The sequence below is a fragment of the Streptomyces sp. NBC_01142 genome (assembly GCF_026341125.1).
Classification (GTDB): domain Bacteria; phylum Actinomycetota; class Actinomycetes; order Streptomycetales; family Streptomycetaceae; genus Streptomyces.
In genome coordinates, this window is record NZ_JAPEOR010000001.1 from 3,729,605 (window position 1) to 3,756,374 (window position 26,770).

A 26,770-nucleotide genomic window follows, 5' to 3' on the forward strand; every position below is an offset into this window, starting at 1 on the left:
TCGTTAGTTCCACTCTGCACGGCGGATGCCGGGATGTCAATAACTGGATAGTTACTCTGTAGGCTGCCGACATGGCACGGGACTCCAGCGCGACCAAGGCACGTCTGCTCGACGCGGCATTCAACGAGTTCGCCGCGTACGGCATCGCCGGGGCCAGGGTCGACCGCATCGCCGAGGCCGCAGGCGCGAACAAGCGGCTCATCTACGTCTACTTCGGCAACAAGGAACAGCTCTTCGACGTGGTCCTGCAGCAGGCCCTGGAACTCGGCGCGGAGTCGGTGCCGTTCGAGGCCACGGATCTTCCCGGATACGCGGGGGCCATCTTCGACCACCTGGTGGCGCAGCCCGCGCTGATGCGGCTCGTCACCTGGAAGCAGCTGGAGCGGCCCGGCGCCACGGCCACCACGGCCGAGGCATATCGCGGCAAGATCGCCACGGTGGCCGCCGCTCAGCGGGAGGGCCGCATCGGCCCGGGCTTCGAGCCCGCCGATGTTCTGACCCTCGTCCTGGCCCTGGCCCAGGCCTGGTTCGCCGCCCCCGGCGGCCCGGCCACCGATGTCGACGGCACCCCCTGGGGGGACGAGCGCAGGGCGCGACACCGCACCGCCGTCGTGGAGGCCGTGGCCCGCATCATCGCACCGGGCAATGACGGGGAGCCGGCACCCGAGGCGGCAGCCCGGCGGAGCCCCTGACGCGCTCGGGGTCCGGATCACCCCGCTCGCCCCTCACGCCGGAACCTCTCTCAGAGCTCCGCCCCTCCCGCAGCGGCCGCCGCCCGACGGGACCCCGCAGGAGCGGGGAGCAGGCGGACGCCTATGAGCCGGCGCAGAGGGGCGGACCACTTCGGCGTGCGGCTGCCGGAAGGCGGGCTGGTGACGACGTGGGGTCGGCCGCGGCTTGGCCGCTGATGACCGCCGCCGCCCTTACTCTGCTCATGTGGTGGGGCGACATCGGGCATGGACGAGCTGAGCACCGGCGCCGGGGCCTATTGCCGGTCGCCGCGACCGTGGCCTACCTCGCCTTCCAGGCGGCACGCTCGATCCGGTCGGATCAGCAAGCGATCGCCAAGAGCGCCCACGAGCTCTCTTCCGCCGCCGTCCGGTCAGGCAGCCAGTCCGAGCTGTACCGCGCGGCGCACAACTTCGGCACCACCTTGCTGTCGGCATACAGCCCTAACACCTGAGGCCTTCCGCCGCGCGGTAGTCGGGCTCGCCCGCCAGGTCTGCCGAGAAGCGGAAGCCGACGGCTTGAAGCCCACGACCTTGCAGCTCGTCCAGAAGTCGCCTGCGTGGAGGCGTAGGCCGGTCGACGCCGAGGCCGCCCTGACCGCGCCCGTCCTCCACTGTCCCGCGACGACATCCCCGGCAGGCGTGCCCGCGGCAGCGGTGCCTGGCTGCAGACGGTCGCCGACCGCCTCATGAACGGCGTTGAGACCCGTACGACTTCGACGAGCGCCTGGAGGCCGACAACCTCAGCGGCACCGCCTCCCAGGTCCGTGACGCCTTGCGATGGCTGTAACCGGCATCGCCTGGAGAGAGGGGAGATCCCATGGCGCATCGTCTGACCCGCAAGCGACTGGCCGCCCTGCGTGCCGCTGCCGCGCACCCGATGGGCAACATCAGCCGCCGTATTGAGCACCGCGTCCTGCGGCCGTCCGTCAAGCCATGCCCATACCGGCGCCGCTTAGCGGTGGCCGCCGGGGACTTCCCCCGTGCAGGTGACCGGCGGGGGGCGCGTGAGGTAGCCGGGGAGGAGCGCGGACGGCCCGCTTCCCGTCCCTCTTCGCGGGGCCGGCCCCTTGACATCACAGCGCCTGTTGTGGCTGGTCAGGGCGGTGAAAGGGCCTTTTTGACCCTCGGTCATAGTGGTCGCCATGGACTATGACGTAGTGGTGGCCGGAGGCGGCCCGGTCGGACTGATGCTGGCCTGCGAGCTCCGGCTCGGAGGCGCGCGGGTGGCCGTCCTGGAGCGCCTCACCGAAGTGGACCCGACGATCAAGGGCGGGGCGATCACCACGCCCAGCGCCGAGGCGCTCTACCGCCGGGGCATGCTGCCCGCGCTGGCCGAGGTGCAGCGGCAGGCGATGGACCGCTTCCAGGCGTTCATGCGCGAGCGGAACGGCGGGGACGGGGGCGAGGCTGCAGGCCAAGGGCTCGGGTTCGTCGGGCACTTCGCCGGGATCATGCTGCGCGCCGACCTGGTCGACCGTACGGAGCCGGGCTTCGGCGACGCCGGACCCGCCGCCGAGATCGGTCTCGTGGCGCAGCAGGACATCGAGCGGCTGCTCGGCGGGCGGGCACGCGAGCTCGGCGTCGACGTGTGCCGGGGAGTGGAGCTGACCGGCTTCGACGCGGACGACGGGGCCGTCACCGTGCGGACGAGCGGCGGGGCGATACGCGCCGGCTGGCTCGTGGGCTGCGACGGCGGCCGCAGCACGGTCCGCAAGCTCGCGGGGTTCGAATTTCCCGGTACGGACCCGGAGATCACCTGTCACCAGGCGGTCGTGGAGATGACCGGCGCCGAGGACCTGAAGGTCGGCTGGGCCGCCACGGACACCGGGGTGTTCGCCCACGGGCCGATGCCGGGCCGCGTCGTCACCGTGGAGTTCGACGGCCCGCCGGCCGACCGGGACGCTCCGGTCACCACCGAGGACCTCCAGGCGCGGCTGCGCCGCGTATCCGGCGTGGACGTCACGATCACCGGGGTGCGGACCGCGACCCGCTTCACCGACCATGCCCGTCAGGTCACCGAGTACCGCAAGGGCCGGGTGCTGCTGGCGGGCGACGCGGCGCACGTGCACTCCGCGTTCGGGAGTCAGGGGCTGAGCCTGGGTATCGGGGACGCGATGAACCTCGGCTGGAAGCTCGCCGCGGTGATCGGCGGCCGGGCGCCGGAAGGGCTGCTGGACACGTACACCTCCGAGCGGCACCCGGTCGGCGCGTGGGTCCTGGACTGGACCCGGTCCCAGGTTGCGGCCATGCGCCCGGACCCGCAGTCGCGGGCCCTGCGCGAGATCCTCACCGATCTGGCGGAGACGGTCACGGGCACCACGTACCTCACCGCGCGGCTCAACGGTGCCGGGGTGCGGTACGAGCTGACGGGCGAGCACCCGCTGACCGGCCGCAGCGCCCCGGACCTCGAACTCACCGACGGCGGCCGCCTCGCGGACCACCTCCACGGCGGCCGGGCGCTCCTGCTCGACCTCACCGACGCCCCGGAGCTCCGGGCTCTCGCCGCGGGGTATGCCGGCCGCGTCGACACCCTGACGGCTGGCTGCCCGTCCCGCCCGGAACTGGCGGCGGTCCTCGTCCGTCCGGACGGCTTCACGGCCTGGGCGGCCGACGCGGGGGCGCAGGCGCAGGCGCCGACGTCGACGGCCGGGCTGGCGGAGGCGCTGGAGGAGTGGTTCGGAGTGCCGGAGGGCGCGGTGGCGCCGGGCTGATCCGCCGCTCCGGGCGGGGGCGTGAACTGTGCCCCCTGCCCGCTGTGTTCGTGGTCTTCCACGATGGCCCGGGAATCCGGCCGCCGGGCATCGTGGGAGCCTCGTCGGGCAGCACCGGCAAGGCACCCGCGCCGGCCGGGGTGCGAGTGTGGACCGGCGCCGCCGATCGTCTTGCCCCGCTTGCGGGCGGAGTCGTGGCCTTCGAGGGCGCTGTCGCGGACGTACTCGTGTTTCATCGTCCCCCGGCGAATAGCGCAAGCTCGGAGCACTGCCTTTTCACCAGTGCACCCGCAACACCGCCGAGGCGGTCATCGGCGCAGTCACTGTGCGGAGTGGCACGCGATTACCGGGGCTGCGGCCGACAGGGTGAGCCGTCGGTGACGTGGTTCGACACGGACGAGAACACAGAACTCCCCCTGGCTGAGGACTTCAAAGCGTCCGTGGAGCGGCTCACCTGTGCTGGGAATCTCGGTGCCGACAGCCCGAACGAGACTTCCACCACACCGGGCTGGGGCGGGGGAGTCCAGCAGCATCGATCCCGGATGCGGGCGCAAAGGACATCGAGGCGGCGGCGAGCGACGGCTAGCACTGCCTGCTTGTGGCACCTGCCCTCGGCTCGCTTGCGGTCGTTAGGGCGTGTATCGGAAGTGGATCTCATCAGGTGTCGAGTGGAAGTTCCAGCAGTTCCTCTGGGGGCTGGAAGCCGAAGCGCTGATAGAGCGGGGTGCTGCGCTCTGACGGCCAGACGATCAAGCCTTCGAGGCCAGCACTGCGTGAATGCTGCTTCAGCGCCTCAAGGAGCGCCGAGCCAGCTCCTTTGTTCCGTTGTGACGGCAGGACGAAGAAGTTCGTGACATAGCCGACAGGGTTGTTGTCCTCGTAGGGCTCCGGCATCCGCTCCACCAGACAGAGGAAGACATGACCGCAGATTTCGTCTTCGGTCTCCGCGACCCAGGCCAACCAGTGGCCATCCCTGAGCCGGTCGCGGATCCAGTGCTTTGCCTCTTCCAGGGGCCGCACCGGAGCCGGTGGCCGCCCTTCGTGGTCCTCTTGCTTGAACGCCCAGCGCATTTCGGCCAGGCGGCCCGCATCGGCGGGTCGGGCCGGGCGCACGGTGAAGTCTTTGGTCATGGGGCGAGTTTCTCGGTCGCACCGCGGTGGGGCGAATTCATTTTCCGTGCCGGTCACAGCCATTCGTTGATGGCCGCGATGAGGACGGTGGCTTCGTAGCGGACGGCGCTTGTCGAACTTCGGCGGGCGGCCGCCGCGGGCACCGAGCTTCTTGCGGTTGCGGGCGTGGTCAGCCTTGTCCGGGATGGTGCAGCGGATCCGGCGTCTGCGCAGGTAGGCATGGTTCTTGCGGGAGGCGTACGCCTTGTCGGCCCGTACCCGGTCGGGGCGGGTGCGGGGTCTGCCCGGTGCCAGACGACGTACCTGGATCTGCTCCAGTACGGGCTCAAACGCTGGGAGTCCCCACGCCGCCGGGCTGTGATCACGATCGACATCGGCTTCTGGCCCTGCTCGACGGCCAGGTGCAGCTTGGTGGTCAGGCCGCCGCGTGAGCGTCCGAGTCCGTTGTCGGCCGGCTCCGTGTCGACACTGTCGGGCGGCTCTACCTGCGCATCCCCGTTACCTTCTTCGTGGCCTCGCAATGAGGCTCCCGGCCTTCGGCCCCGGTATGACTTGCGCCCCCAGTCGACATGATCGAAAAGGTGGTGTCGCCGGGTGCCGGAGGCATTGGCAGACCGCTGATTAGAGGCACGAGCGCCCCTTGGGCAGTCTCTTCGTAACGTGGATGCCGGCACGCTGATGCCGCAGGTGAGGCCGGGGAGGACGCGAGCACGGGAGCGAAGGGCATGACGGACGAGACTGGCATCGACGTCTATCTGGGCCTGGACGTCGGCAAGGGCGATCACCACGCCACCGCCGTGAGCCGGGCGGGGAAGAAGGTGTTCGACAAGCCGCTGCCCAACAGTGAGCCGAAACTGCGGGAGCTGTTCGACAAGCTCCGGGCCAAGCACGGCACGGTGCTGGTGGTCGTCGACCAGCCGGCTTCCATCGGGGCCCTGCCGCTGGCGGTCGCGCGGGACACGGGCTGCCAGGTCGCCTACCTGCCCGGTCTCACAATGCGACGGATCGCCGATCTTTACCCCGGTGAGGCCAAGACCGATGCCCGCGACGCGTTCATCATCGCGGACGCCGCCAGAGCGATGCCCCACACCCTGAGGACCATCGATCCCGCCGACGAGACCGTCGCCGAACTCGCGATGATCGCCGGGTTCGACGACGATCTCGCGGGCGAGTCCACCCGGATCGCCAACCGGCTCCGCGGCCTCCTCACCCAGATCCACCCGTCGCTCGAACGGGTCCTGGGCCCGCGCATCCAGCACCCGGCCGTGCTCAGACTGCTCGACCAGTTCGGCTCACCCGCCCAGATCCGCAAAGCCGGACGCCGTCGCCTCGTGACCTTGATACGTCCCAAAGCGCCGCGGATGGCGGAGCGGCTGGTCGAGGACGTCTTCACCGCACTCGACGAACAGACCGTCGTCGTTCCGGGCACCGAGGCTGCCGCGCTGATCGTCCCCAGCCTTGCGAGTTCGCTCCAGTCCGTTCTTGACCAGCGCAAACTCCTCGCCGCGAGGATCGAGGAACTCCTGGAGGCCCACCCTCTTTCCCAGGTCCTGATCTCGATGCCCGGCATCGGGATCAGGACCGCGGCCCGCATCCTCGTCGACGTCGGAGACGGCAGCGGCTTCGCCACCGCCGGCCATCTCGCTGCCTACGCCGGCCTCGCTCCCGTGACCCGGAACTCCGGCTCCTCCATCCGCGGCGAACACCCCTCCCGGCGAGGCAACAAACAGCTCAAGAGAGCCTTCTACCTCGCCGCGTTCGCCTCACTCTCCCAGCCCGAGTCACGCGCCTACTACGACCGCAAACGCAGGGAGGGGAAGCACCACATCGCCGCCCTCATCGCGCTCGCCCGACGACGCATCGACGTCCTCTTCGCCATGCTCCGAGACGGCACCTTCTACCAACCACCCACAGCGGCTACGGCTTGACGAAAACCATAGAGGCACCTTATCCGGTGAGTGCTTCGGCTTCCATGGTCCCCCGGATTAGCCAACCGCACACCGCGTCCGTAGGGCCCGTCCGACCAAGGCGTTCAATGCCTGCCCTTTCCAACGTGATCATTCGTCGTCAGCAGTTGCTGGGATCAGCGGCGCACCCGGCACGTCGCGGTCTGCCATAGAGGATGTCTCACGTGGTGAGTGGCGGGTGCGGCATGATGTTGCGCTGTGGCTGTTGATCTGTCCCGTCGGCTTGTCCCGGACGGGTTGTGGGAGTTGGCGGCACCGCTGTTGCCGAGGTTCACATCCCGTCCGCAGAGCGGCGGTACGAAGCCGGTGGACGAGCGGGCGGTGTTCGCGGCGGTGGTGTACGTGCTGACCAGCGGTTGCGCGGGGCGGCATCTTCCGCCGACTTTCGGCGTCTCCCCGGCCACAGTGCACCGCATTCGCGGAGTGTTGACCCGCGGACTGTCCGACGGCGGTTTGCCGCGACCGCATTGTTGGGCAGTGTTGCCGCGCGCAGCCCGTACATCTGATGTCCCGGTCATGTCGGCGGGCGGCAGTGGGCAGTTCTCGTGGGCGCGGCATCGCGGTAGCGACGGGGGCGACATGGCGTAGGCACCGACGGGGGGAGGCGCATCGCATCTGTCGGATGGTCTGCGACGGTGTGCGGCGGGTAGTGCACGCGCTCATCGGCCCGCGGTGGTGGCCGCGACCATGCCGTTTCGGACCTGCCCGCGGGAGCCGAGGTACTGACGGGACACATAGGCCGTGGCGTGCCCGGACCTACGGCCACCGGAGTCGTCCGGGAACAACGCCCCGCGTCGTGGGGCGCGGGTCGGAAACAGGAAGGCGCTGATTCATGGCTGTCCACCGGTCCGATGAAGGGCCGCACCCTCACCCTGCCTCAAGAAATCAAGACCCGGAACACCATCCACCGATCACGGCAAACCACCGCAGGTCGACCGGACGCGGTGGGCGTGTGACCGGCCGGCCGGCGCCCGCGGTGCTGCCCCCGTCGCTGCGCTCGTGGCTCGGGTTGATCGCGGCCCTCGCCGCGCTGGTGGTCGTCGTGCTCGGGGTCCTGTCCGCCGGCCACAGCGAGCCCGGCAGCGTGGACGTGTGGATCCAGCCGGCGGTGGACGGTGTGCGGTCGCCGTGGCGGAACATCGCTCTGGCCACGGACTTCTGGGGGGAGCCCGCCGGAGCGGCGGCGCTGGTCGTGGCCGCCGTGACGGGCTGCCTGCTGCTGCGGCGTCCTCGCGCGGCGGTGCTCGTCGTTGCCGGCGCCGGCCTGACCGTGGGGACGACGACGCTGCTCAAGCCCCTGGTGGGACGCACCATCCACGGCGGGTACCTGTCCTACCCGAGCGGGCACACCGCCTTCTTCACCGCGCTCGCCCTCGTGGTGGCGCTGCTCGCGACCGGCCGGCTCAGCCTCGGCAGGACGGCGCGCACGTCAGTCGTGCTCGCCGCGGCGCTGGTTGCCGGCGCGGCCATGGGCTGGGCGCAGGTCGCCCTGGGCGCGCACTACCCGACCGACGTCCTCGGCGGCTGGTGCACCGCGCTGGCGGTGACACCGGCGACCGCGTGGCTGGTCGACCGGATAGCCGACCGGCTGGTCGATCGGATGGCCGACGCCGGTCGGCGGGAGCGTCGCTGACGTCACGTCACGCCAAGCGGCGGAATACGGGCTTCACCGGTCGCTCGGCCAGCCAGGGGGTGGGGTCAGCGGCGTCCAGTGCCTTCCGGTACACCGCACATGCCTGGGCCACCGCGTCGACGGTGTGATCGATGTCGGCGTCGCTGAGCGCGCTGCTCACCACGAACGACGGGGCCAGCACCCCGCCCGCGAGAAGACGGCGCAGGAAGAGGGTGCGGTACTGCTGCGACGGCTGCCCGTTCTCGTCGAGGGTGGCGAAGACCAGATTGCTGGCCCGGCCCCGGACGACGACATGGTCGCCGACGCCCATACCGGCCGCGGCGTCGCGGACTCCGGCGGCCAACCGTTCGCCGAGGGCGTGCAGTTGCGCGGTGATGCCCTCCTCGACGTAGGTGGTCTGCACGGCCATCGCGGCGGCCAGGGAGTGCGTTTCCGCGCCGTGCGTGGTGGACAGCAGGAACACCCGGTCGTCCAAGTGGCGCAGCCCGCCCCGCTCCATCAGCTCGCGGCGTCCGGCCAGTGCGGAGATGGCGAATCCGTTGCCCAGCGCCTTGCCGAAGGTGGAGAGGTCCGGGACGACGCCGTACAGGCCTTGGGCGCCCGCCTCGGACCAGCGGAAGCCGCTGATCATCTCGTCGAAGACCAGTACGCAGCCGTGCCGGTCGGCCAGTTCGCGCAGGCCGGTCAGATAGCCGGGCGGCGGCTCGGTATGGCCGGCGGGTTCGAGGATCAGACAGGCGACCTCGTCCTGGTACCGGGTGAGCAGCTCCTCCGTCGCGGCGAGGTCCCCGTAGGGGAACGCCACGGTGAGGTCGGTAATCGCCGCCGGAATACCGGCGGACATCGGTGTGGAGCCGATGAACCAGTCGTCGACGGAGAAGAACGGCTGGTCGCCGCAGATGGCCACCCGCGGGCGCCCGGTGGCGGCGCGGGCGAGGCGCACCGCGGCGGTGGTGGCGTCGGAGCCGTTCTTCGCGAACTTCACCATCTCGGCGGTCGGCACCGTGGCCAGGAAGCGTTCCGCGGCATCGGCCTCCACGATCGACGGCCGGACGAAGTTGCTGCCGCGGTCGAGTTCCCGCCGCACCGCCTCGGTCACGCGCGGGTGGGCGTGGCCGAGGCTGACCGACCGCAGGCCGGAGCCGTACTCGATGTAGCGGTTGCCGTCGACGTCCCACACATGGGCACCGCGGCCGTGGCTGATGACGGGAGCCAGGTTCTCGGGGTACTGGTCGTCGCCCTTGGCGTAGGTGTGCGCACCCCCGGGGATCATGGCGTGCAGGCGTTCGTTCGCCGCCTGTGACCGGGGCAGTTGGAACTCTTCGGTGTCCACGCCGACCTCAACTCTCTCTGTGCTTCAGGACCTCGGCGAGGCCCGGCGCCTCCCGGTCCCGCTGGGACATCGATGTGACCGGCAGCGGCCAGGGGATGGCGAGCTCCGGGTCGTCGAAGGCGATCGTCACGTCCTCGGCCGGATCGTGGGGGCGGTCTATCCGGTACGAGGTGTCGGCGGTTTCGGTCAGCGCCTGGAAGCCGTGCGCGCACCCCGCCGGGATGTACAGGGTCGTCTGCGTATCGCCGGACAGCTCGAAGGAGGCGTGGTTGCGGTAGGTCGGTGAGTCCGGCCGCAGGTCCACGACGACGTCGAAGATCTGCCCGTACGAGCACCGCACCAGCTTGGCCTCGCCGGCGCCTGAGCGCAGGTGCAGACCGCGCAGCACGCCTCGGACCGAGCGGGACACGCTGTCCTGGACGAAGGCGTTCGGATCGAGGCCCACCGAGCGGACCACGTCGGCGTCGAAGGTGCGGCAGAAGAAGCCGCGCTCGTCGGCGTACGACGTCGGCTCGAAGAGGTACGCGCCGGCGATCGCCGGGACGTCGGTCGCCTTCATGGTGTCTCCTGCCGGGTGCGGGCGTGTCCGTGGCCGGTCGCCGGGAACAGGGCGGCGGTCAACGCGGTGAACTGGTCCTCGAGTTGGCGGGCGGCGACCTGGTTCCGCTCGGCGAGGATGTGCCGCAGCACCGCCGATTGCTTCTCGAGCTCCCGGAACTGCTCCAGCAGCCGGTCGGCGTCCACCTCGCGAGCCGGGTGGCAGTACGCGTCCAACCCCATCCGATCCATGAGCGCGTCGCTCTTCGCCGCATAACTCAGTGCGAGCGTCGGGGTGCCGGCCTTCAGCGCGCAGATCAGGTTGTGGTACCGGGTCGCCACCACGGTGTCGGCAGCCGCCGTCTCTTTCATCAGGTCGGCCAGCGAGGCCGCCTCGGCAGCGGTGACCAGCGGCGAGTCCACCGCGTCGAGGATCGCGGCGACCACCGGCGCATCGCACTCGTCGCCGGTGAGCAGCCGGACCGGCCTGCCGTCCTCGACCAGCGCGCGGACGAAGCGGGTCGTCCCGTCGAGGTAGCGCCGGTGGATCTCCTCGGCCCGGGCGCGGTCGTCGTTGCCCCCGTGGAAGGCCATGACGCCGACGCAGACCGGGCCCGGCGGGACTGAGAGCTTGTCGGGTCCGCCCGCCCGCGGCGTCGGCAGGGCGAATGCGAGGTCCGGGTAGACCTCGTCGCGCGCGGTGTCCACGCCCATCGCCCGCATCGCGTCGCGGGACAGGGCGTCCCGGTACGACCGGTACGTGGCCAGCCGCGCCGACCAGCGCACCAGGGCCCGGGTGGGCCGGTTGCCGATCGCGGCGGCGCCGACGCCGACCAGCGCGACCCGGGTGCCGAACAGCCGGCCGGTCGCGCAGAGCAGGAACAGCGAGTACGGGAAGCCCCACGGCCGCAGCGGCAGCGTGGCCTCCAGGACTCCCATGCCCGGCACGATCACCACGTCGTGCCGGCGCACCCAGGCAGCGGTGCGGACGGCGTCGACGAGTTTGCCCAGACCCTTCGCCGCGATCGCGCCCGCACGCGACGCGGTCCGGTACTCCCCGCGGTACCAGTGCAGCCGCGTCGCGGGGATCCCGTACCGGGCCGCGACGACCTCGGGTCCGCCGCACAGCGCGTCCACGACCGCCTCCGGGTGCTCTGCGCGGAGGTACCCGAGCACGGCCTCGAGCGACCCGTCGTTGCCGAGGTTGCCGGAGCCGAGCAGGCCGAACACCCCGACGCGCACCGGAGTTTCGTCTCGGGACGTCACGCCTGCCTCCCCTCACGGCCGGCGACGAGGGCGTCGACGGACACGGTGAGCCGGTTCGGGTCGACCGGTGCACGGTCCTCGACCCGCTCGCCGGCGCCGGGCCGGACCCGGCTGGTCATCCACGCGGCCAGGTGGCGGTAGCAGGCACGCTGGTCGGTAGCGGACAACGGTGCCCGCCGGATCGCAGCGACGAAGCCCCAGACGTACTCGGCGAGCAGCCGGGGCGTCGGGTGCAGCGCGCCTGCCCGCCGCGGGTCCAGATTGACGCAGCGGGAGCGCTTGGACGGGTTCGCCCGCTCGGCGCGGGTGGGGTGGTCGCGGCGGAAGTACAGCAGCTCCGGCACCTGGTGGAAGGGTCCGTTCAGGACGATCTCGGCGACGAACGTCCGGTCCGCGTGGTGGTAGCTGTTGTGCGGCCTCACTCGCCGCAGCATGTCGGCACGCATCACCCCGTAGAAGTCGTCGCCACCGGGTTCGAACAGGAAACTGCGGAAGCGCTCGGGCGCGTGCGGCGAGGCGGTGGCGAGCCCGTACGCGTAGGGGACCTTCAGCTGTCCTTCGCCGTCGATGACCGCCTGGTCGGAGTGCGCGAGGATCACGTCCGGCCGCTCGTCCAGCGCCTCCACGCACCGTCGCAGCAGGTCGCGGGCGTAAAGGTCGTCGTGCGAGGCCCACTTGAACAACTCGCCGCGGCACTCGGTGAAGACGTAGTTGTGGTTCGGCGCGGCGCCGATGTTCCGCGGCAGCCGGATGTACCGGATGCGCGAGTCCTGCGCGGCGTACGTGCGGCAGATGTCCTCGGTCCCGTCGGTCGACGCGTTGTCGGAGATGACCAGCTCGAAGTCCTCGTAGGTCTGACCGAGCAGGGCGTCGAGCGATTCGGCGAGGTACTCCTCGCCGTTGTACACGGGCAGGCCGATGCTCAGCCTGGGGTGCGCGGTCATGGCGTCCTCGCTTCGGGGATGGTGTCCTGGTGGTGTTCGCGCAGGGCGGAGCGCAACTGGAGCCACCACACGGCGGAGCCGGCGAGCGTCGCGGCGGCGACGCCCCAGGCCGAGCCGACCGTGCCGCCCAGGGCGGCTCCGCCCAGCCCGCCCGCCACGTAGCAGGCGGAGGCGAACAGTTGGCAGCGCAGACTGCGCCGGGCCGCGGCGAGCGCGCGCAGCCCCGCCGCCGCGCCGGTGCCGAGCCCGGCCCATGCGACGCCGAGGGTGACCGGCACGATGAGCTGGGAGGCGGAGTGCCAGACGTCGCCGAGCACGAGTTCGCCGAGCCGGTCCGGCATCAGGAGCAGCGCCCCGCCCCAGAGCAGCGCGGCGGCGGCCTGCCCGCCTCCCAGCAGGAGGCAGAACCTGCCGAGGCGGTGCGGGGACCGCCGCAGCACCCGTGCCGCCTCCGCGACCGTGACGAGCGAGAGGCCCATCAGCACGGCGAGGAACGGGCCGAGGAGGAGTTCGGCGCCCCGGACCGCACCCACCGCGCCGACCCCGACGATCACGCCGAGCCCGTACGCACGCAGCTGGCCGGCGCCGCTGAGGCTGACGTTCTCGACGAGGTACCGGTAGCCGAGGTCGCGTTGCTCGCGGAGCCACGCGCGTGCCTGGGTCGTCCGCGGCCGGATGCCGGACTGGAGGTATCCGTACCCCGCGGCCACCGTGGCGGACGCGCCCCAGGCGAGCACGAAGGCGGCCACGCTGCCCACGCGGGCCGCCACGACCAGGGCCGGGACGAGCGCGACGCCCCACACGAGGTCGTTGACGAAGGCCTTCCGCCCGAGGCCGGCTGCGAAGAACGAGTACCGCCAGGCGTCCTGCAGCAGCAGCCCCGGCAGCATGACGCCGAGACAGGCGAACGCGGGTCCCACGCGGCCGCCGAGAGCGACGCCGATCACCAGACACACCGCACCGAGGGCGGCACCGACGCCGAGCGCGGTACCCGACGACCGGGCCACCGCCCCGCGCCAGGATGCGTCCGACACGCCGCTGAAGCGCACGACGAGCGGATCGGTGGCAAGGCCGCGGGAGACGTTGAGCACCACGCCGTACGTCACCCAGGCGAGGCTGAACACGCCGAACGCTGTCACCCCCAGCGAGCGCGCCACGTAGATCCCCACCGCGAAGTTGCTGATGCTGGAGGCCGCCTGGTCGGCCAGTCCCCAGGACAGCCGGCCGGCGAAGGCCCGCCGGGCGGATCCGGCCGTTGCCGTTGCCTTCTCCTCCTCGGTGGTCATCTGCGTCATGCCTTGATCAGACCGGCGCCGTGCAGGGCGTCGGCCGCGGCGGCGACGGTGTCGAACGGCAGCCCGGACCGCTCGGTGACGTCCAGCAGACTGTGCTCGCCGTCGGAGAGGCTGAGCACCCAGAGCATGGCCATCTGAGCATGCTTCGCGTCGCTGCGGCCGCCGAGTGAGTCGTACAACCCACGCCGCCCCAGCTGTGGTTCGCCGTAGGGGCTGAGGTTGACGTACCGCCGGTTGCGGTCCAGCACGGCGAATGCCTCGCGGCAGACGGCGAGCGTGTCCGCCATCGCCTCCGGGGAGACGAAGTCCGGGTTGTCCGCCGAGGTGTGGTACTCGGGGTAGCCGGCGTACGGGGTCCGGCTGAGCGAGCCCACGCCGAGATCGAACCCGGGCGAGCAGAACTGCCGCTCGTCGTAGCCGTACGGAGTGAACTCGTTGACGCTGTGCGGGCGTTCGGAGGCGGCCAGCACGTGCCGCATCACCCGGTCGATCTCCGCGTCGCCGCGCCTGCTCTGCTTGTACGTCAGTTGGCCCGAGTCGCCGGCGCAGGCCAGCACGAGCCCGTGCTTGACCCGCTCGATCCGCTCCGCGTTGCGGGCCAGCCAGGTGATCGCCCCGATGGTGCCGGGCGCGTAGATGAACCGGTAGGTGTAGTACGGCGCCTCCTGCGCCAGCGCGCGGGCCAGGAACGTCGCCACCGCGATGCCCGCCAGGTTGTCGTTGGCCAGCGACGGGTGGCAGACGTGGCAGGAGACGATCACCTCGTCGGGGACCTGACCGGGGACCACGTGCTCGGCGTAGGTGAGGTGGCCGTCCGCGAGTGTGGAGTCGATGCGCACCTCGTAGTCGCCGTCGGGCAGCGCGTCCAAGGTCTCCTGGGCCAGGCAGAACCCCCATTCCGGCGTGTAGTAGCTGGTGCGGTACGGCACCCAGCTCGGGTGGTCCGGCAGGGTGTGCAGGTGCGTCCGAAGCTCGGTCAGCGGCATGGTCGCCGACACCGGCACGCTGTAGCCCAGCACGTGCAGGCTGGACGCGGCGAAGTCGACGACCCGGTTGCCGGCGGTGTCGGCGATGTACGCGTCGCGGATGTTCCACTCCTGCGGCACCGTCCAGTCGAGCACTTGCGTCCCGGTCGGCACCTCGTGCATCTGTAGCGGGACGTATTCGCCGACGATCTCCAGGGTGGCGCGCACGCCGTCGCCGGTGATGCTCCGGCAGAGCGGGTACAGCCGCTCCACCAGAGCATGCATCTGCTCGCCGGCCGTGGTCATCGGCGCCACCGCAGGGTGTCGTCGACGGCACCGGCCTCGGACGCCTCGCGCAGCACGGCGAGGCGAGTGAAGCGTCGCTCGAAGTCCTCCCGGGTCAGCCCGTGTTTCCGGTAGCCGTCGGCGAGTTCGAGCGCGCCCTGCTTCACTGTCCACTCGCAGTCGAAGCCGGGTATCGCGGCGCGGAACCGGGAGAAGTCCACGCGGTACGAGCGCGGATCGGCACCGTTCTCCCCGGTGATCTTCACCTGTGCGCCGGAGACCGCCTCGGCGACCTGCTCGGCGATCTCGGCGACCGTGACGTTGTTGACCTCGCTGCCGATGTTGAAGGCCCGGTCGTGCACTGCTTCGCGCGGCGCGGTCAGCGCGGCCGCGAAGGCCCGTGCGATGTCGGCGGCGTGGACCAGCGGACGCCAGGGGGTGCCGTCGGAGAGCACCAGCACCTCGCCGGACAGGAGGGCGTGGCCCACCAGGTTGTTCAGCACGATGTCGGCGCGCAGCCGGGGTGAGTAGCCGAAGGCGGTGGCGTTGCGCATGAACACCGGGCTGAAGTCGCCGTCGGACAACGCGTGCAGGTCGTCCTCCACCCGCACCTTGGACTCCGCGTACGGCGTCACCGGGCGCAGCGGCGCGTCCTCGGTGACCAAGTTCGACAAGTCGGGGTCGCCGGAGGCGCCGTAGACCGAGCAGGTCGACGCGTAAAGGAAGCGCCGCACTCCGGCGTCGCGGGCCAGCCGGGCCAGCCGCACGGACGCGTGGTGGTTGATGTCGTAGGTGAGCTCCGGCGCCAGTGATCCCAGCGGGTCGTTGGACAGCGCGGCCAGGTGGATCACGGCGTCCATCCCCGCCACGTGTTCGGCCGTGACGTCGCGCAGGTCCACCCGATGTCCCGGCGGGTCCGCGGGCGGCGGGCCGAGGACGCAGTCGGCGAACAGGCCGGCGTCAAGACCGACGACCTCGTGCCCGGCGGCCGCGAGGACCGGGGCCATCACGGTGCCCAGGTAGCCCTGGTGTCCGGTCAGCAGTACGCGCAAGGTTCATTCCCCCAGATCGAGAGTGAGTTTGGTGACGGCGAACGCCTCGGCGTAGCGCGCGTGGCATTCGATGCCGCGGATCCGCGCAAGACCGAGGAAGGCCTCCCGGTCGTACCAGGGTCGGTGCCGCTGCGAGGGGTAGTGCTCCTGCAGCAGCCGCACCTTTTGTTCGGCGGTCTCCGGCGACAGCGGCTGGTACGCCGCCGGACGGCCGAGATCGCCGTCCCACTTGACGATCTCGTAGCCGAGCACGAGGTGGTCGCGGTATGCGGTGGTCACCAGCTTCGCCAGGCTGCGGTGATCCTGGTGCGCGTCGTCGGTACGCGGGGCCAGCACGAGATCCGGCTCGGTCTGCTCGCGCAGTTCCTCGACCGCGGCCTTGGCCTCGTCCCAGTGCGCGGGCATCCGGCCGTCCGGCAGCTTGTGCACGGTCAGCCGCAGGTCGGCGCCCGGGCAGAAGGCGGCGAGCGCGGCCTGCTCCTCCTGCTCCCGCTCGCTGCCACCGCCGGAGAGCACAGTTGCGTCGATACGGATACCCGGCCGCGCGAGGCACATCGTCAGCAGCGTGCCGCCGGCGCCGATGGCGATGTCGTCGCAGTGCGCGCCCACCGCGACGATCCGGTCCGGGCGTCCGGCGCTGAGCCGGATCATGTGGTCCTCATCCCGGCCTTCGCCTCCGCGCCGTCCCGTTCCCACACGGCCCACGGGCGGTCGCCCCGGGCGTAGGCGGCGTCGAGCGCGGCCCGCTCCTTCACGGTGTCGGTCGGTTTCCAGAAGCCGCGGTGCTGGTGCGCCACCAACCGTCCGTGCTTGGCCAGTTGGGCACATCCGTCGGCGACCAGGTCCCCGTTCTCCGGGATGTGGTCGAAGACCTCCTGGCGGAGCACGAAGTAGCCGCCGTTCTCCCACAGCGGCATGTCGCTCACCGCGGTGATGCCTCCCACCAGGCCGTCCTCGCCCAGGTCCACGCAGTGGAACGAGGACTGCGGCGGCACCACCATCATCGACGCACCGGCGTCGCGCCGGGCGAACCGGTCGATCATCTCCGGCAGCGGGGCGTCGGTGAGCACGTCGGCGTAGTTGGCGAGGAACATCTCGTCGCCGTCCAGGTGGTGTCGCACCCGGCGCAGCCGCTCCCCGATCGGTGACTCGACGCCGGTCTGTGCGAACGTGATCGTCCAGTCCGAGATGTCGGTGGACAGCAGCTCGGTTCGCCCACCTTTCAGCACGAAGTCGTTGGACGTCGTCTCCTCGTAGTTGAGGAAGAAGTCCTTGATGTGGTGGGCCCCGTACCCGAGGCACAGGATGAACTCCGTGTGCCCGAAGTGCGCGTAGTACCGCATGACGTGCCAGATCAGGGGCCGCGGGCCGACCATCGCCATCGGCTTGGGCACGTCGTCGGGGGTTCCGTTGCGCATCCGCATCCCGTAACCGCCGCAGAACAGAACGACCTTCACGACGTGACCTCGACAATGCTCAGTTCCGGGATGGGGAAGACCAGCCGGCCGCCCCAGTCACCGATGAAGGACAACTGCTCGACCAGCTCGGCCCGCAGGTTCCACGGGAGGACGAGGACGTAGTCCGGTCTGTCGGCGGCTATCTGCTCGGGCGGCAGGATCGGAATGCGGGTGCCCGGGGTGAACCTGCCGTGCTTGTAGGGGTTGCGGTCGACCGTGTACGGGAGCAGGTCGGGCCGGATGCCGCAGTGGTTGAGCAGGGTGTTGCCCTTGCCCGGGGCGCCGTAGCCGACGACCGTCTCGCCGCGCTCGGCCGCCTCGATGAGGAACCGCAGCAGATCCCGGCGCACCTTGGCCACCCGAGCGGAGAACTCGCTGTACCCGGACAGTTCCTGCAGCCCGGCGGCCTTCTCCCGGTCCAGCACGTCGGCCACCCGCTGCGTCGGCTCGCCGGCCACCTCGGCCGGCCGGGCCCACAGTCGGATGGAGCCGCCGTGCGTGGGCAGCAGCTCGACATCCACGAGCGTGAGTCCGCCGCTCGCCAGCGCCCGGATCGCGGACGCGACCGTGTAGTACTGGAAGTGCTCGTGGTAGATCGTGTCGTACTGGTTCTCCTCGATCAGGGTCAGCAGGTGCTGCACCTCGATGGAGACCCAGCCGTCGTCGGCGACCAGGGCGCGCAGCCCCTGGGTGAACCCGACCACGTCGGGGATGTGCGCGTACACGTTGTTGGCCACGACCAGGTCCGCCGGGCCGTGCTCGGCGCGGACGGCCGAGCCGGTGGCCGGGTCCAGGAACTCCGTGAGCGTGGGCACGCCCGCGTCCCGCGCCGCGGCGCCGACGTTCACCGACGGCTCGATGCCCAGGCAGCGGATCCCCCGGTCCACCATGTGCCTGAGCAGGTACCCGTCGTTGCTCGCGACCTCGACCACGAAGGCGTCGGGGCCGAGACCCAGCCGCTGTACGGCGTCGGCGACGAACGTGCGCGCGTGCTCCACCCAGGACGTCGAGTAGGAGGAGAAGTACGCGTACTGCGTGAACGTCTCCTCCGGCGTGATCAGCGGCGGGATCTGCGCGAGCCAGCAGTCGGTGCAGACCCGCAGGTGCAGCGGGTACGCCGGTTCCGGCTGGTCCAGTTGGTCCGCGGCGAGAAAACTCTCGCACGGCGGGGTCGCCCCCAGATCGACGACGCTCGCCAGCGTCGCCGAGCCGCAGAGTCGGCATCGTGTCATCTACTGCCCCCATCCCTGCTCGCGCGGGTGCCCCGCCGCGAGCCAGTGCTTCCGTTTCCTGTCGGCGAGCTGTCCCCGCCGCCGGACCGACCCGCGATCGCGGTGCGGTATCCCTCCACCAGGCGCTCCAGCCCGACGGATGGGCTGAAACCCTGCTCGTAACGGCGCCGGGCCGCCTGGCCCATCTCCCGGTTGCGGGCCGGTTCGGTCGCGATCCGGCGTATGCAGGACGCGAGCGAGGCGGGCTCGCCCGGCCGGTGCAGCAGCCCGGTCACGCCGTCCTCGACGAGTTCGACGAAGGCGCCGTGACCGGCGGCGACGGTCGGGACCCCGGCCGCCATCGCCTCCACGACCACCAGGCCGAACGCCTCCAGCCACGTCGAGGGAGCCACCACGGCGACCGACCGCGCGACGGCCTGACGGCACTGAGCCGGGTCGTACAGGCCGACGTACCGCACGTCGTCCCGGCCCGCCGCCCAGGCGGTCACCTCCGGCTCCAGTGGCCCCGCGCCGGCGATCACGAGCGGTACGCCCACACCGCCGTCCGCGGCGATCTCGTCCCACGCGGCCATGAGCAGCCGTACGCCCTTGGCCTCCGCGAGTCGGCCGAGATAGAGCACATGCTCGCCGGCGCCCGCTCGGCAAGTGCCCGGGTCGGGAACGAAGTTGTGCTTCACCGCCAGCCGGTCGGGTGGCATACCCGACCGCACCAGCACGTCGCGCTGTGCCGCGGAGATGCAGAAGAACCGCTCCACGCCGGACCACCACCGCCGCCGGTTGACCGACATGCTGACCGCGAGCGGCACCGTCGCCAGCCGGGAACTCCGGTAGCAGCCGTGCCGGACGGCGGGCAGCGGCGCCGACCCGACGCACTCGGCGCACGGCCGGCCGTCCCGCTGCAGCGTGCCGGGAAGGCAGACCTGGGTGTAGTTGTGCAGCGTGGCGACGGCGGGCACGCCGGCGTCGGCGCAGGCGGCCAGCACCGCGGGCGACAGGAGCGGGAAGACGTTGTGGACGTGCACCACGTCCGGCCGCTCGGTGCGAAGCCGGGCGGCGAGCTCCGCGCGGACCGCAGGGTTCCACGGCACAAGCAGCGGCACCGCGGCCTTGGCAAGCAGGGACCGGGCGGCGATGTCGTCGCTGCGCCGCTCGAACACCTCGACCCGGTGGCCGGCCTCGCGCAGCAGCTCCACCTCCTGGTCGACGACCTTGTTCTCCCCGCTCGGCTGCGCCGAGGCGTAGCGGTTGTGTACTACTAGAACGTGAATGCCGTGCATGGTCAGGTCACCTCCGATCTCCGGGCCCATCCCGGTATGCGTCGTCGAGGGACTTCGGGCGTCGAGAGGGGAGTGGCCGCGGCAGGTGCCGCCAGCAGCGATGCGGCCACGGTCAGATGCAGCAGATACGGCGAGGCGTCGCCAAGCCCGGCCTCGGTGTACGACGCGATCGCGCAGTAGCTGATCAGGAAGATCGCGCAGGCCCTCGGCAGCGACGGTGGCCGCAACAACGCGACGCCGCCCAGCACGATGATGATCGCCGCCACCAAGGCGGTGCCGGTCAGACCCTGCTCCTGGTAAACGGCCAGCCAGCTGTTGTCGATCGGCAGCCCGCCGAACGACTTGTCGCCCAGGCCCATGCCGAACAGCTGCTCCGAGGTCGTCCGGGGCGCTGCCAGCAGGGCATCCCAGACCTTGGCCCGACCGGTGAGGTTGGAGAAGTTCTCCTGGCTCTGCCCGCGCAGGAACCACGCCTGCAGCGCGGAGCTGAACCCCACCGCGGCCACCGTGGCGCACAGCACCGTCCAGGTGAAGAACCGGCGGGCGGCGGCGCTGGTCAGGATGAGCGAGCCGATCGCCAACGCCAGCCCGATGAGCAGGCCGAGCGTGGCCGTCCGGGTATGGGTCAACGCGAGCAGGACGAGTGACGGCACGATGACTACCGCCGCGCTGGCCCTGTCGGTCCGGCGCCCCAGTACGAGCAGCACGGTGAGCCCGATGATCACTGCGGCGTACTGTCCGATCTGCGGCGGGGTGAGCGGCCACAACGCGCCGACCAGCCGCCCGCCGTAGAGCTCGGGCATGGCGGCGCCCGGTGAGATGACCAGGCCGGCGGCCACCGACCCGAGCACCGCGAAGTACATCCGGATGTGGTGCCGGACGAACGTCGGGCTGCCGTCCCACCAGCGGCTGAGCAGCCACAGCGTGCCGATGAAGAGAGCCAGCCGGGCGCAGCGGAACAGCGCGCCGAACCCGGACTCCAGGTTCGCGCTGGAGATCATGCTCGGCACCAGCAGCAGGGTGAGCAGGAGCACGAAGGCGCTGGGTCGGATGCGCAGCTGGAGATTGACTGCGAGCGCCAGCGCGAACGCGGCGCCCAGCGCGCCCATGGTGACCATCTGGATGAGGGAGCGGGGCAGCGGGATGATGGTCTCCGCCCCGGCGGAGCCGAGCGTGTTGAGGATCAGCAGCCCCCAGACTGTCCCGACGATCTTCGACGTGTGGTCTGTGTGGTCTGGGCTCATCTCAACCACCGTCCCGTGCGCGGAAGGTGCTGCCCGCGTCCTGCTGGTACGGCGTGCCCTGCCACTGCCCGGAGTCGAGTATCCGGCTAGGGTCGTGGGCGACGAATTTCCATGGTCCGAGGTAGACGTTGTCGTGCCAGCGGTTGTGCTGCTTGCGGGTGATCGCCTCGGCCACCCGCTCGCCCTGGTACGGCGACCAGTCCGGATAGGTGCCGTAGTTGGCCAGCACGGCCATTCGGTCGCACTTCACCGTGCAGTCGACGACGGACGTGTCCAGCACGAAGCGGTTGCTGTGGATGTCCACCCGCTGCGTCTTCCACCGGCAGTCGGCGTAGAGCGGTGCGGTGGCGATCGCCGGCTGTGCGCAGCGGTCGGTGTTCTTCACCAGCAACGTGCAGTCACCGGACGAGGTGTTGGCCGGGCTGTTGCAGAACCGGTCGGCGTTTTCCCACAGGGTGATCCCGGACCAGTTGTTCTCCAGCACGTTCCGGTAGATCTCGATCTTGTCGGTGCGGGCCCGGATGCGTGGTTCGCCGCCGGACTCGGACAGGTAGATGGTCGCGAACGGGAAGCTGTCGCCGCGGTCGGCGTACCTGCGGCCCTCGACCCAGTTGTTCCGCCGGATCGTGTTTTTCCGGATGACCGCGTTGTAGCTGGTCTCGTAGATCAGCGCGGCACCGTCGTTGGCCTCGAGCACGTTGTTCTCGATGCGGAAGTCGTTGTTGTTGGTGTCCGCCCATAACCCTGTTCCGCGGTTGTCGTGCACCCAGTTGCCGCGTATGTCGGCGCCGTTGACGGCCCAGAACTTCACGCCTCCGGTGCAGCCGCAGCCCGGCCGCCGCCGTTCCCAGTCGCCGGTGTTGTTGCCCACGATCTCGTTGCCCTCGACCACCAGGCCGCGGATAGGGTCGCCGGCCTTGTACGCGTTCATGCCGTACTGTCCGTTGCCGCGCAGGCAGCTGGCGCGGACCTGCTGGCGGGCACCGGCCATCAGCCCGGCGCCGGAGTTGTTCTGGATCGTCGCGTGCTCGATCACCCACCCGTCGGCCGAGTCATGGTTGACCACGCCCTCGTTGTGCGGCGCGACGAAACGCTGCACGGTCAGGTGGCGGATGGTGACGTTGCGGGCAGTACCGCCGAACGCGTACTGGTTGGTCTTCCGGCCGTCGAGCACCGCGCCTGGCGCGCCGAGGTAGCTGTTCCCCTTCTTGGGGATGACCTGGGCGTAACGGTCCGATGCGAGCCTGTGCGTCCCCGGTCGAAGCCAGAACGTGGTGTTCGGGGGGCTGCTCTTGGTCTTCGCAGCCAGGTCACCGACCACTGCGGGGTCGACCGTCACCGCACCCGCCGGTGCCTTCGCCGGCCCGGCCGCGGGCTTGGCGCACACCCGGGCCACGGACGTGGATCGTGCAACGGTCGGCTTCGCCGGGGCGTCCGGTGTACTCACGCAGCCGGTCGCCGCCAGCAGGACCAGCACCAGCGGCGCCGTCGGCAACGCCCAGTGCCGCCTCTTGATCACCACGCGTTCTCCCTAGCCTCGGAACCTGAGTACGGTGGTGAACTCCCCTGACAACGCAGTGCCGTCGGCGAAGCCGGTGCCGACCAGCGTTGTGGTGGGTTCCTTGCGCCCGAAGCCGGCGGAGTACCAGCCCAGCGGCGGGTCACTCTCGCCACGATGCGCCCGCCAGCACAGCTGCCCGGGCAGGTCGAGCACCGCGGAGCGGTCCTCGCCGTCCCGCGTCCAGGTGAGCACTGCCCGGTTCCCCACCAGGTCCGCGGAGATCGCCGGGCCGAGGTGGAACGCCAGGTGCACGGCCCGGCGCGGGCTGTGTTGGCCGCGGATCTCGTCAACCACCCTCAGCTCCTGGCTCTCGGCCGTCAGCTCCACCCGGCGGCGGTGTACGGAGCGCTGATAGCCGTCGTGCTCGGCACACCAGCGGGCCGTCCCCCCGTCGGAGGTACCGGATGTGTCCGCGGCCAGGACGCGGCTGCGGGCATGCCGGGTCCACAGGAACGGGCCGCCGGAGACGGACTGGTCACCGCCATCCAATTGCAGGGTGTTGTGGCCGAGGGTCGACCGGAAGTACTGCCGCCACTCGGGCTGCCCGTGGTAGCAGAACGTCCCCGGGTCGGCGAGCACGTCGACCCCGTCGTGCCGGACCTCCACGGACAGCGCGTCCGCGTGGGCATGTGCGGCGATGGACAGGAAGCCGTGCGGACCACCGTCGCAGCGGCACCAGATCTCCGCCGGACCGCGCAGGATGGTCATGCCCGCGTCGGCGAAGTGGGCCGGTCGGCTTGCCGGGCGGGTCACGGCCGGTGCCGTTGGCCGGATGAGCGCGGCCAGCAGCGGGGTGCGCACATCGGTGCCGGTCACCGCCGGCCACCAGGCGAGCCGACCGAACACGGCGTCGCCGGTGGCCAGCAGCGAGGCCCAGCGGTCTGTGCCCGCGCCGTCCAGGACCAGACCGTGCCCGTCGTCCGCGTCCCCCTGGCGCGGCGGCCGTAGCCGGCCGTCCACGATGGCCGCGAGCGCGTCGGTCATCCGCAGCAGTACCAGCCGGATCGACGCGGGGACCGGCACGCCGGCGGCATCCGCCTCGGCCACCGCGGCCAGGCCGAGCTCCAGCACCAGTCCGTGATACTCGGTGGCCAGCTCGCGGTTGAGGCCGGAGTCGTAGGTGTTGCTTCGCAGGTGCCGCTCCAGCGACCGCAGCGCGCCGGCTCGCCAACGCGCCGAGGAGGGAAACCACCCGAACGCGCAGGCTGCGGCGAACTGCCCGGCGGCCTCGGCGATGATGTGGTTGTTCGCCGAAGACCCCCGGCTGGGGAAGGCGGCCAGCCAGCGCTGGTGGTGCCAGATCTGGTTCAGCGCCACCGGGTTGCCCTCGAACAGCCCGGCCGCGCCCGGCCAGCCGTCGAGCAGCCGGCGGATCCACACCCAGGACAGCAGCCGGATGCCCAGCTCGATGCCGCTGATCCAGTGCACGCCGCGCAGCGGTGGGTTGGCCGTCCACCACGACCGCAGGTGCTCGGCCACGCGCTCCGCGTACCGCTCGTTCCCGGTGATCGCGTAGGCGGCGGCGAGTACGGTGAGGTACTGATGCCGGGACAGCTCCCAGATCTGCTTGATGTCCCCGACCGCGGCCTCGTTCCGGTACGGCACGTCGAAGGCGTAGCCCCACGGAGCCCGGCGCCCGGTCTTCGGGTCGCACCACCAGTCCGGGTCGTCCAGGTCGTCGCGGACCACCCCGAAATACTCGGCGTGCCCGTACATCAGCCGGTCCGCCTCGGCGATGAGACGTTTCGCGGCGTCCGGAGGTATTGCGGCGATCGTCCCGGCGGGCAGTACCGCGGTGAACCGGGCGCCGGTCACGCTCGGGCAGTTGGGCCGCGCCGACCGCCACCGCCGCCTGCGCACCGCGTCGCCCGCCCGGCCGCCGATCTCCCGCGGTCCCATCCGGGACAGCCGCCGCAGGTACCAGCCCGGACTCCCCGAGCTCACAGTCATCGCGCCCTCGCCAGAGTCACCGGCGCGCCGCCGACCAGGCCGGCCTGCACGGCGAGGGTGGCCGATGTGGTGGCGACCAGCGACTCCAGCGGCACCGGCATCGGCCCTCCGGTCCGCACGGCCTTGATGAACGCGGCCAGCTCCGCGGACTGGCCCTTGTCCCGGGCCTTGGGCAGCCGCGAACTGACCCACCGCTTGCGGCGGCCGTCGTAAACAGAGGCACGGACGAAGTCGTCGAGCCGCAGCACCTTGCCGTCCGCGACAAGGTCCAGCGTCTCCTTGGGGAAGCCGGCCGCGCCGGTGGTGACGTAGCTGATGGTGGCAGTGGACCCGTCCGGGTAGCGCAGCACGACTTGCAGGTCCTCGTTGCCGGACGTGGCGACCGCATACACCGAGACCGGGTCGGCCTCGAGCAGCCAGCTCGCCGTGTCGATGAAGTGTCCGCCCTCGCCGGCGAACCGCGAGCCCTCGGTGCCCTGTTGGAGGTACCAGCTGCCGTGCTGCAGCCGGCCCGCGTTGACCAGGTAGCGGAGGCTCGCCGGACCGGTCCGGGCGCCGAACCGCTTCCTGGCCTCCTGCAACAGCGGCGCGAACCGGCGGTTGAAGCCCACCTGCAGTCGGTCGTTGCCGGACTCCTCCACAGCTGCGAGCACGCCGGCCAGGTCGTCCTCGGTGAGCGCCAACGGCTTCTCCACGAACACCGTCTTGCCGGCCAGCAGTGCCTTTCGGGTCAGTTCGGCGTGCGAGCTGTGCCGGGTGACCACGAACACCGCGTCGATGGACGGGTCACCGAGCACGGCGTCGAGGTCGGTGGTCGCCTCGGCGAAGCCGAACTTCCGCTTGGCGTTGGCCGCGGACAGCGCCGTCGTGGTGACGACTGTCGACAACGTGACGCCGTCGCGCTCTGCTAGGTGCGGCAGCAGCATCGACGTCGCGTAGTTTCCCGCGCCGACGAACGCCAGCCGCACCGACGCCTTGCCAGACCGGGCCGGGGTGGACGCTTTGCCGCTGCGTCGCACCGCAGGCACGGCCACCGCCGGAGCCTCCGCTTCCTCCTTCTGTTCGGGGTACCGGAACAGCACAGCCACGGCCTTCAGGTCGCCGTCCTTCAAGCGCTGGTACGTCTCGACGGCGTCATCGAAGTCGGCGATGTGGGAGACCAGGGGCTCCACGTCGACACTGCCGCGGGCGAGGAGATCGAGGAAGCACGCCAGGTTGCGGCGCTCGGTCCAGCGCACGTAGCCGATCGGGTAGTCCCGCCCCTCGAGCTCGTACTCCGGGTCGTAGCGCCCGGGGCCGTACGAGCGCGAGAACCGGACGTCGAGCTCCTTCTCGTAGTACGCGTTCCACGGCAGGTCCAGGCGGCACTTGCCGATGTCGACGACGCGGCCGCGGTCCCGGCAGAGCCGGGCGGCCAGCTCGACGGGCTGGTTGCTGCCGCCGCCGGCGGCCAGGTACACCTGGTCCACGCCGTGACCGCCGGTGAGTTCGGCGACGGCGGCTTCCACGGCGGCGGACGCGGGATCGCCGCAGGCCGCGGCGCCCAGGCGCTCGGCGAGCTCGCAGCGCACCGGGTCGGGGTCGACCCCGACGACGCGGACCCCCGAGGCGGCGAGGAGCTGCACCACCAGCTGCCCGATCAGCCCGAGGCCGATGACCAGCGCCACTTCGCCGAGCTGTGGCTCGCCCCGGCGGACGCCCTGCAACGCGATCGACCCGACGGTGCCGAAGGCCGCATGCCGCGGCGCGAGTCCGTCCGGCACCCGGGCGTAGAGGTTCTTCGGCACCCAGTTCAGCTCGGCATGCAACGCGTGCTCGTTGCCGGCGCAGGCCACGAGGTCACCGACCGCCACATCGTCGATCCCGGTGCCGACCTGCTCGACCACCCCGCACAGCGAGTAGCCCAGCGGCGTGTAGGAGTCCAGCTTGCCCATCACCTTGCGGTAGGTGGCGGGCACCCCGTTGGTGGCCACACTCTGCATGACCTTGGCCACCTGATCCGGACGGGAGCGGGCCTTGCCCAGCATCGACATGCCGGCCTCGGACACCTTCATGAGCTCGGTCCCGGTGGATATCAGCGAGTAGGCGGTGCGGACCAGCACACCGCCCGGCTTGCACCCCGGCACCGGCACGTCGAGCACCGCCAGCTCGCCGCTCTTGTAGTTCTGAACAACCTGCTTCACCCGAGCTCCTCTTGTT

At 71.0% G+C, this 26,770-nt stretch carries 22 protein-coding genes and 1 pseudogene; 6 read left to right on the forward strand and 17 right to left on the reverse strand.

All coding sequences use genetic code 11. From position 1 onward, the window contains the following. Positions 1-71 precede the first annotated feature (71 nt). The 3 genes from OG883_RS16770 (at position 72) to OG883_RS16780 (ending at position 3,442) form a co-directional block, all read left to right on the forward strand. Positions 72-692, forward strand: a complete 621-nt coding sequence (locus OG883_RS16770) for a TetR family transcriptional regulator (protein ID WP_266540873.1) — start codon at positions 72-74, stop codon at positions 690-692. Positions 693-907: 215 nt separating this feature from the next. Further along, complete coding sequence (locus OG883_RS16775) at positions 908-1,183, forward strand: hypothetical protein (protein ID WP_266540875.1); 276 nt, start codon at positions 908-910, stop codon at positions 1,181-1,183. 690 nt (positions 1,184-1,873) lie between these two features. Further along, on the forward strand, positions 1,874-3,442 hold the full coding sequence (locus tag OG883_RS16780) for an FAD-dependent monooxygenase (RefSeq protein WP_266540877.1): 1,569 nt from the start codon (positions 1,874-1,876) through the stop codon (positions 3,440-3,442). A 657-nt stretch (positions 3,443-4,099) separates the two neighbouring features. Here OG883_RS16780 and OG883_RS16785 read toward each other — a convergent pair. After that, positions 4,100-4,573: a GNAT family N-acetyltransferase gene (locus tag OG883_RS16785; RefSeq protein ID WP_266541631.1), complete on the reverse strand. Its 474-nt coding sequence runs from the start codon at positions 4,571-4,573 to the stop codon at positions 4,100-4,102. Positions 4,574-4,696: 123 nt separating this feature from the next. Beyond that, a pseudogene (locus tag OG883_RS16790) lies at positions 4,697-5,013 on the reverse strand (transposase); the annotation flags it as partial. Between the two features lie 285 nt (positions 5,014-5,298). Here OG883_RS16790 and OG883_RS16795 point away from each other — a divergent pair. The 3 genes from OG883_RS16795 to OG883_RS16800 all read left to right on the forward strand — a co-directional run bounded on the left by OG883_RS16795 (position 5,299) and on the right by OG883_RS16800 (position 8,173). Then, positions 5,299-6,501 carry an IS110 family transposase gene (locus OG883_RS16795; protein WP_266537911.1) on the forward strand — a complete coding sequence of 401 codons (1,203 nt, stop codon included), beginning with the start codon at positions 5,299-5,301 and terminating at the stop codon, positions 6,499-6,501. A 237-nt stretch (positions 6,502-6,738) separates the two neighbouring features. Beyond that, entirely contained in the window at positions 6,739-7,128 is a 390-nt protein-coding gene (locus tag OG883_RS47020; protein WP_353963134.1) for a transposase, read from the forward strand. 364 nt (positions 7,129-7,492) lie between these two features. Beyond that, complete coding sequence (locus tag OG883_RS16800) at positions 7,493-8,173, forward strand: phosphatase PAP2 family protein (RefSeq protein WP_266540879.1); 681 nt, start codon at positions 7,493-7,495, stop codon at positions 8,171-8,173. Positions 8,174-8,180: 7 nt separating this feature from the next. Here the strand turns inward: OG883_RS16800 and OG883_RS16805 are convergent, their stop codons facing one another. Genes OG883_RS16805 through OG883_RS16875 form a run of 15 tightly spaced genes read right to left on the reverse strand, consistent with a single transcriptional unit; the run spans position 8,181 to position 26,754 of the window. Further along, positions 8,181-9,506, reverse strand: a complete 1,326-nt coding sequence (locus OG883_RS16805) for a glutamate-1-semialdehyde 2,1-aminomutase (RefSeq protein WP_266540882.1) — start codon at positions 9,504-9,506, stop codon at positions 8,181-8,183. 7 nt (positions 9,507-9,513) lie between these two features. Next, the gene (gene rfbC, locus OG883_RS16810) at positions 9,514-10,065 is read right to left on the reverse strand and encodes a dTDP-4-dehydrorhamnose 3,5-epimerase (RefSeq protein WP_266540885.1); all 552 of its coding nucleotides are present in this window, start codon (positions 10,063-10,065) and stop codon (positions 9,514-9,516) included. Beyond that, a complete protein-coding gene (locus OG883_RS16815; RefSeq protein ID WP_266540888.1) occupies positions 10,062-11,309 on the reverse strand; it encodes a polysaccharide pyruvyl transferase family protein in 1,248 nt (415 codons plus the stop codon). Before OG883_RS16815 ends, rfbC begins: the two co-directional genes overlap by 4 nt. Further along, positions 11,306-12,253, reverse strand: coding sequence for a glycosyltransferase family 2 protein (locus tag OG883_RS16820; protein ID WP_266540891.1), 948 nt, complete (start codon positions 12,251-12,253; stop codon positions 11,306-11,308). The genes OG883_RS16815 and OG883_RS16820 overlap by 4 nt, the downstream gene beginning before the upstream one ends. Beyond that, positions 12,250-13,548 (reverse strand): hypothetical protein, encoded by a 1,299-nt coding sequence (locus tag OG883_RS16825; RefSeq protein WP_266540894.1) that lies wholly within the window; start codon positions 13,546-13,548, stop codon positions 12,250-12,252. The genes OG883_RS16820 and OG883_RS16825 overlap by 4 nt, the downstream gene beginning before the upstream one ends. Further along, positions 13,545-14,819 (reverse strand): DUF4910 domain-containing protein, encoded by a 1,275-nt coding sequence (locus tag OG883_RS16830; protein ID WP_266540897.1) that lies wholly within the window; start codon positions 14,817-14,819, stop codon positions 13,545-13,547. Before OG883_RS16830 ends, OG883_RS16825 begins: the two co-directional genes overlap by 4 nt. Then, complete coding sequence (locus OG883_RS16835; RefSeq protein WP_266540900.1) at positions 14,816-15,850, reverse strand: NAD(P)-dependent oxidoreductase; 1,035 nt, start codon at positions 15,848-15,850, stop codon at positions 14,816-14,818. The genes OG883_RS16830 and OG883_RS16835 overlap by 4 nt, the downstream gene beginning before the upstream one ends. A gap of 3 nt (positions 15,851-15,853) precedes the next feature. After that, positions 15,854-16,501: a PIG-L deacetylase family protein gene (locus OG883_RS16840; protein ID WP_266540903.1), complete on the reverse strand. Its 648-nt coding sequence runs from the start codon at positions 16,499-16,501 to the stop codon at positions 15,854-15,856. Continuing rightward, on the reverse strand, positions 16,498-17,307 hold the full coding sequence (locus OG883_RS16845) for a glucose-1-phosphate cytidylyltransferase (protein ID WP_266540906.1): 810 nt from the start codon (positions 17,305-17,307) through the stop codon (positions 16,498-16,500). The genes OG883_RS16840 and OG883_RS16845 overlap by 4 nt, the downstream gene beginning before the upstream one ends. After that, a complete protein-coding gene (locus tag OG883_RS16850; protein ID WP_266540909.1) occupies positions 17,304-18,539 on the reverse strand; it encodes a class I SAM-dependent methyltransferase in 1,236 nt (411 codons plus the stop codon). The genes OG883_RS16845 and OG883_RS16850 overlap by 4 nt, the downstream gene beginning before the upstream one ends. Then, positions 18,536-19,807 carry a glycosyltransferase gene (locus OG883_RS16855; protein ID WP_266541634.1) on the reverse strand — a complete coding sequence of 424 codons (1,272 nt, stop codon included), beginning with the start codon at positions 19,805-19,807 and terminating at the stop codon, positions 18,536-18,538. Before OG883_RS16855 ends, OG883_RS16850 begins: the two co-directional genes overlap by 4 nt. 11 nt (positions 19,808-19,818) lie before the next feature. Continuing rightward, on the reverse strand, positions 19,819-21,060 hold the full coding sequence (locus OG883_RS16860; RefSeq protein WP_266540912.1) for an O-antigen ligase domain-containing protein: 1,242 nt from the start codon (positions 21,058-21,060) through the stop codon (positions 19,819-19,821). Position 21,061: 1 nt separating this feature from the next. Then, positions 21,062-22,582, reverse strand: a complete 1,521-nt coding sequence (locus OG883_RS16865; protein ID WP_266540916.1) for a right-handed parallel beta-helix repeat-containing protein — start codon at positions 22,580-22,582, stop codon at positions 21,062-21,064. A 9-nt stretch (positions 22,583-22,591) separates the two neighbouring features. After that, positions 22,592-24,571: an alginate lyase family protein gene (locus tag OG883_RS16870; RefSeq protein WP_266540919.1), complete on the reverse strand. Its 1,980-nt coding sequence runs from the start codon at positions 24,569-24,571 to the stop codon at positions 22,592-22,594. Further along, a complete protein-coding gene (locus OG883_RS16875; protein WP_266540920.1) occupies positions 24,568-26,754 on the reverse strand; it encodes a bi-domain-containing oxidoreductase in 2,187 nt (728 codons plus the stop codon). Before OG883_RS16875 ends, OG883_RS16870 begins: the two co-directional genes overlap by 4 nt. Positions 26,755-26,770: the final 16 nt, after the last annotated feature.

Excerpts from the sequence above, each read along its gene's own strand:
- OG883_RS16825 (WP_266540894.1), bottom strand. The coding sequence starts at position 13,548 with ATGACGCAGATGACCACCGAGGAGGAGAAGGCAACGGCAACGGCCGGA.
- OG883_RS16780 (WP_266540877.1), top strand. The coding sequence starts at position 1,874 with ATGGACTATGACGTAGTGGTGGCCGGAGGCGGCCCGGTCGGACTGATG.
- OG883_RS16770 (WP_266540873.1), top strand. The coding sequence starts at position 72 with ATGGCACGGGACTCCAGCGCGACCAAGGCACGTCTGCTCGACGCGGCA.
- OG883_RS16870 (WP_266540919.1), bottom strand. The coding sequence starts at position 24,571 with ATGACTGTGAGCTCGGGGAGTCCGGGCTGGTACCTGCGGCGGCTGTCC.
- OG883_RS16860 (WP_266540912.1), bottom strand. The coding sequence starts at position 21,060 with ATGAGCCCAGACCACACAGACCACACGTCGAAGATCGTCGGGACAGTC.
- OG883_RS16795 (WP_266537911.1), top strand. The coding sequence starts at position 5,299 with ATGACGGACGAGACTGGCATCGACGTCTATCTGGGCCTGGACGTCGGC.
- OG883_RS16850 (WP_266540909.1), bottom strand. The coding sequence starts at position 18,539 with ATGACACGATGCCGACTCTGCGGCTCGGCGACGCTGGCGAGCGTCGTC.
- OG883_RS16785 (WP_266541631.1), bottom strand. The coding sequence starts at position 4,573 with ATGACCAAAGACTTCACCGTGCGCCCGGCCCGACCCGCCGATGCGGGC.
- OG883_RS16775 (WP_266540875.1), top strand. The coding sequence starts at position 908 with ATGACCGCCGCCGCCCTTACTCTGCTCATGTGGTGGGGCGACATCGGG.
- rfbC (WP_266540885.1), bottom strand. The coding sequence starts at position 10,065 with ATGAAGGCGACCGACGTCCCGGCGATCGCCGGCGCGTACCTCTTCGAG.
- OG883_RS16830 (WP_266540897.1), bottom strand. The coding sequence starts at position 14,819 with ATGACCACGGCCGGCGAGCAGATGCATGCTCTGGTGGAGCGGCTGTAC.
- OG883_RS16820 (WP_266540891.1), bottom strand. The coding sequence starts at position 12,253 with ATGACCGCGCACCCCAGGCTGAGCATCGGCCTGCCCGTGTACAACGGC.
- OG883_RS16840 (WP_266540903.1), bottom strand. The coding sequence starts at position 16,501 with ATGATCCGGCTCAGCGCCGGACGCCCGGACCGGATCGTCGCGGTGGGC.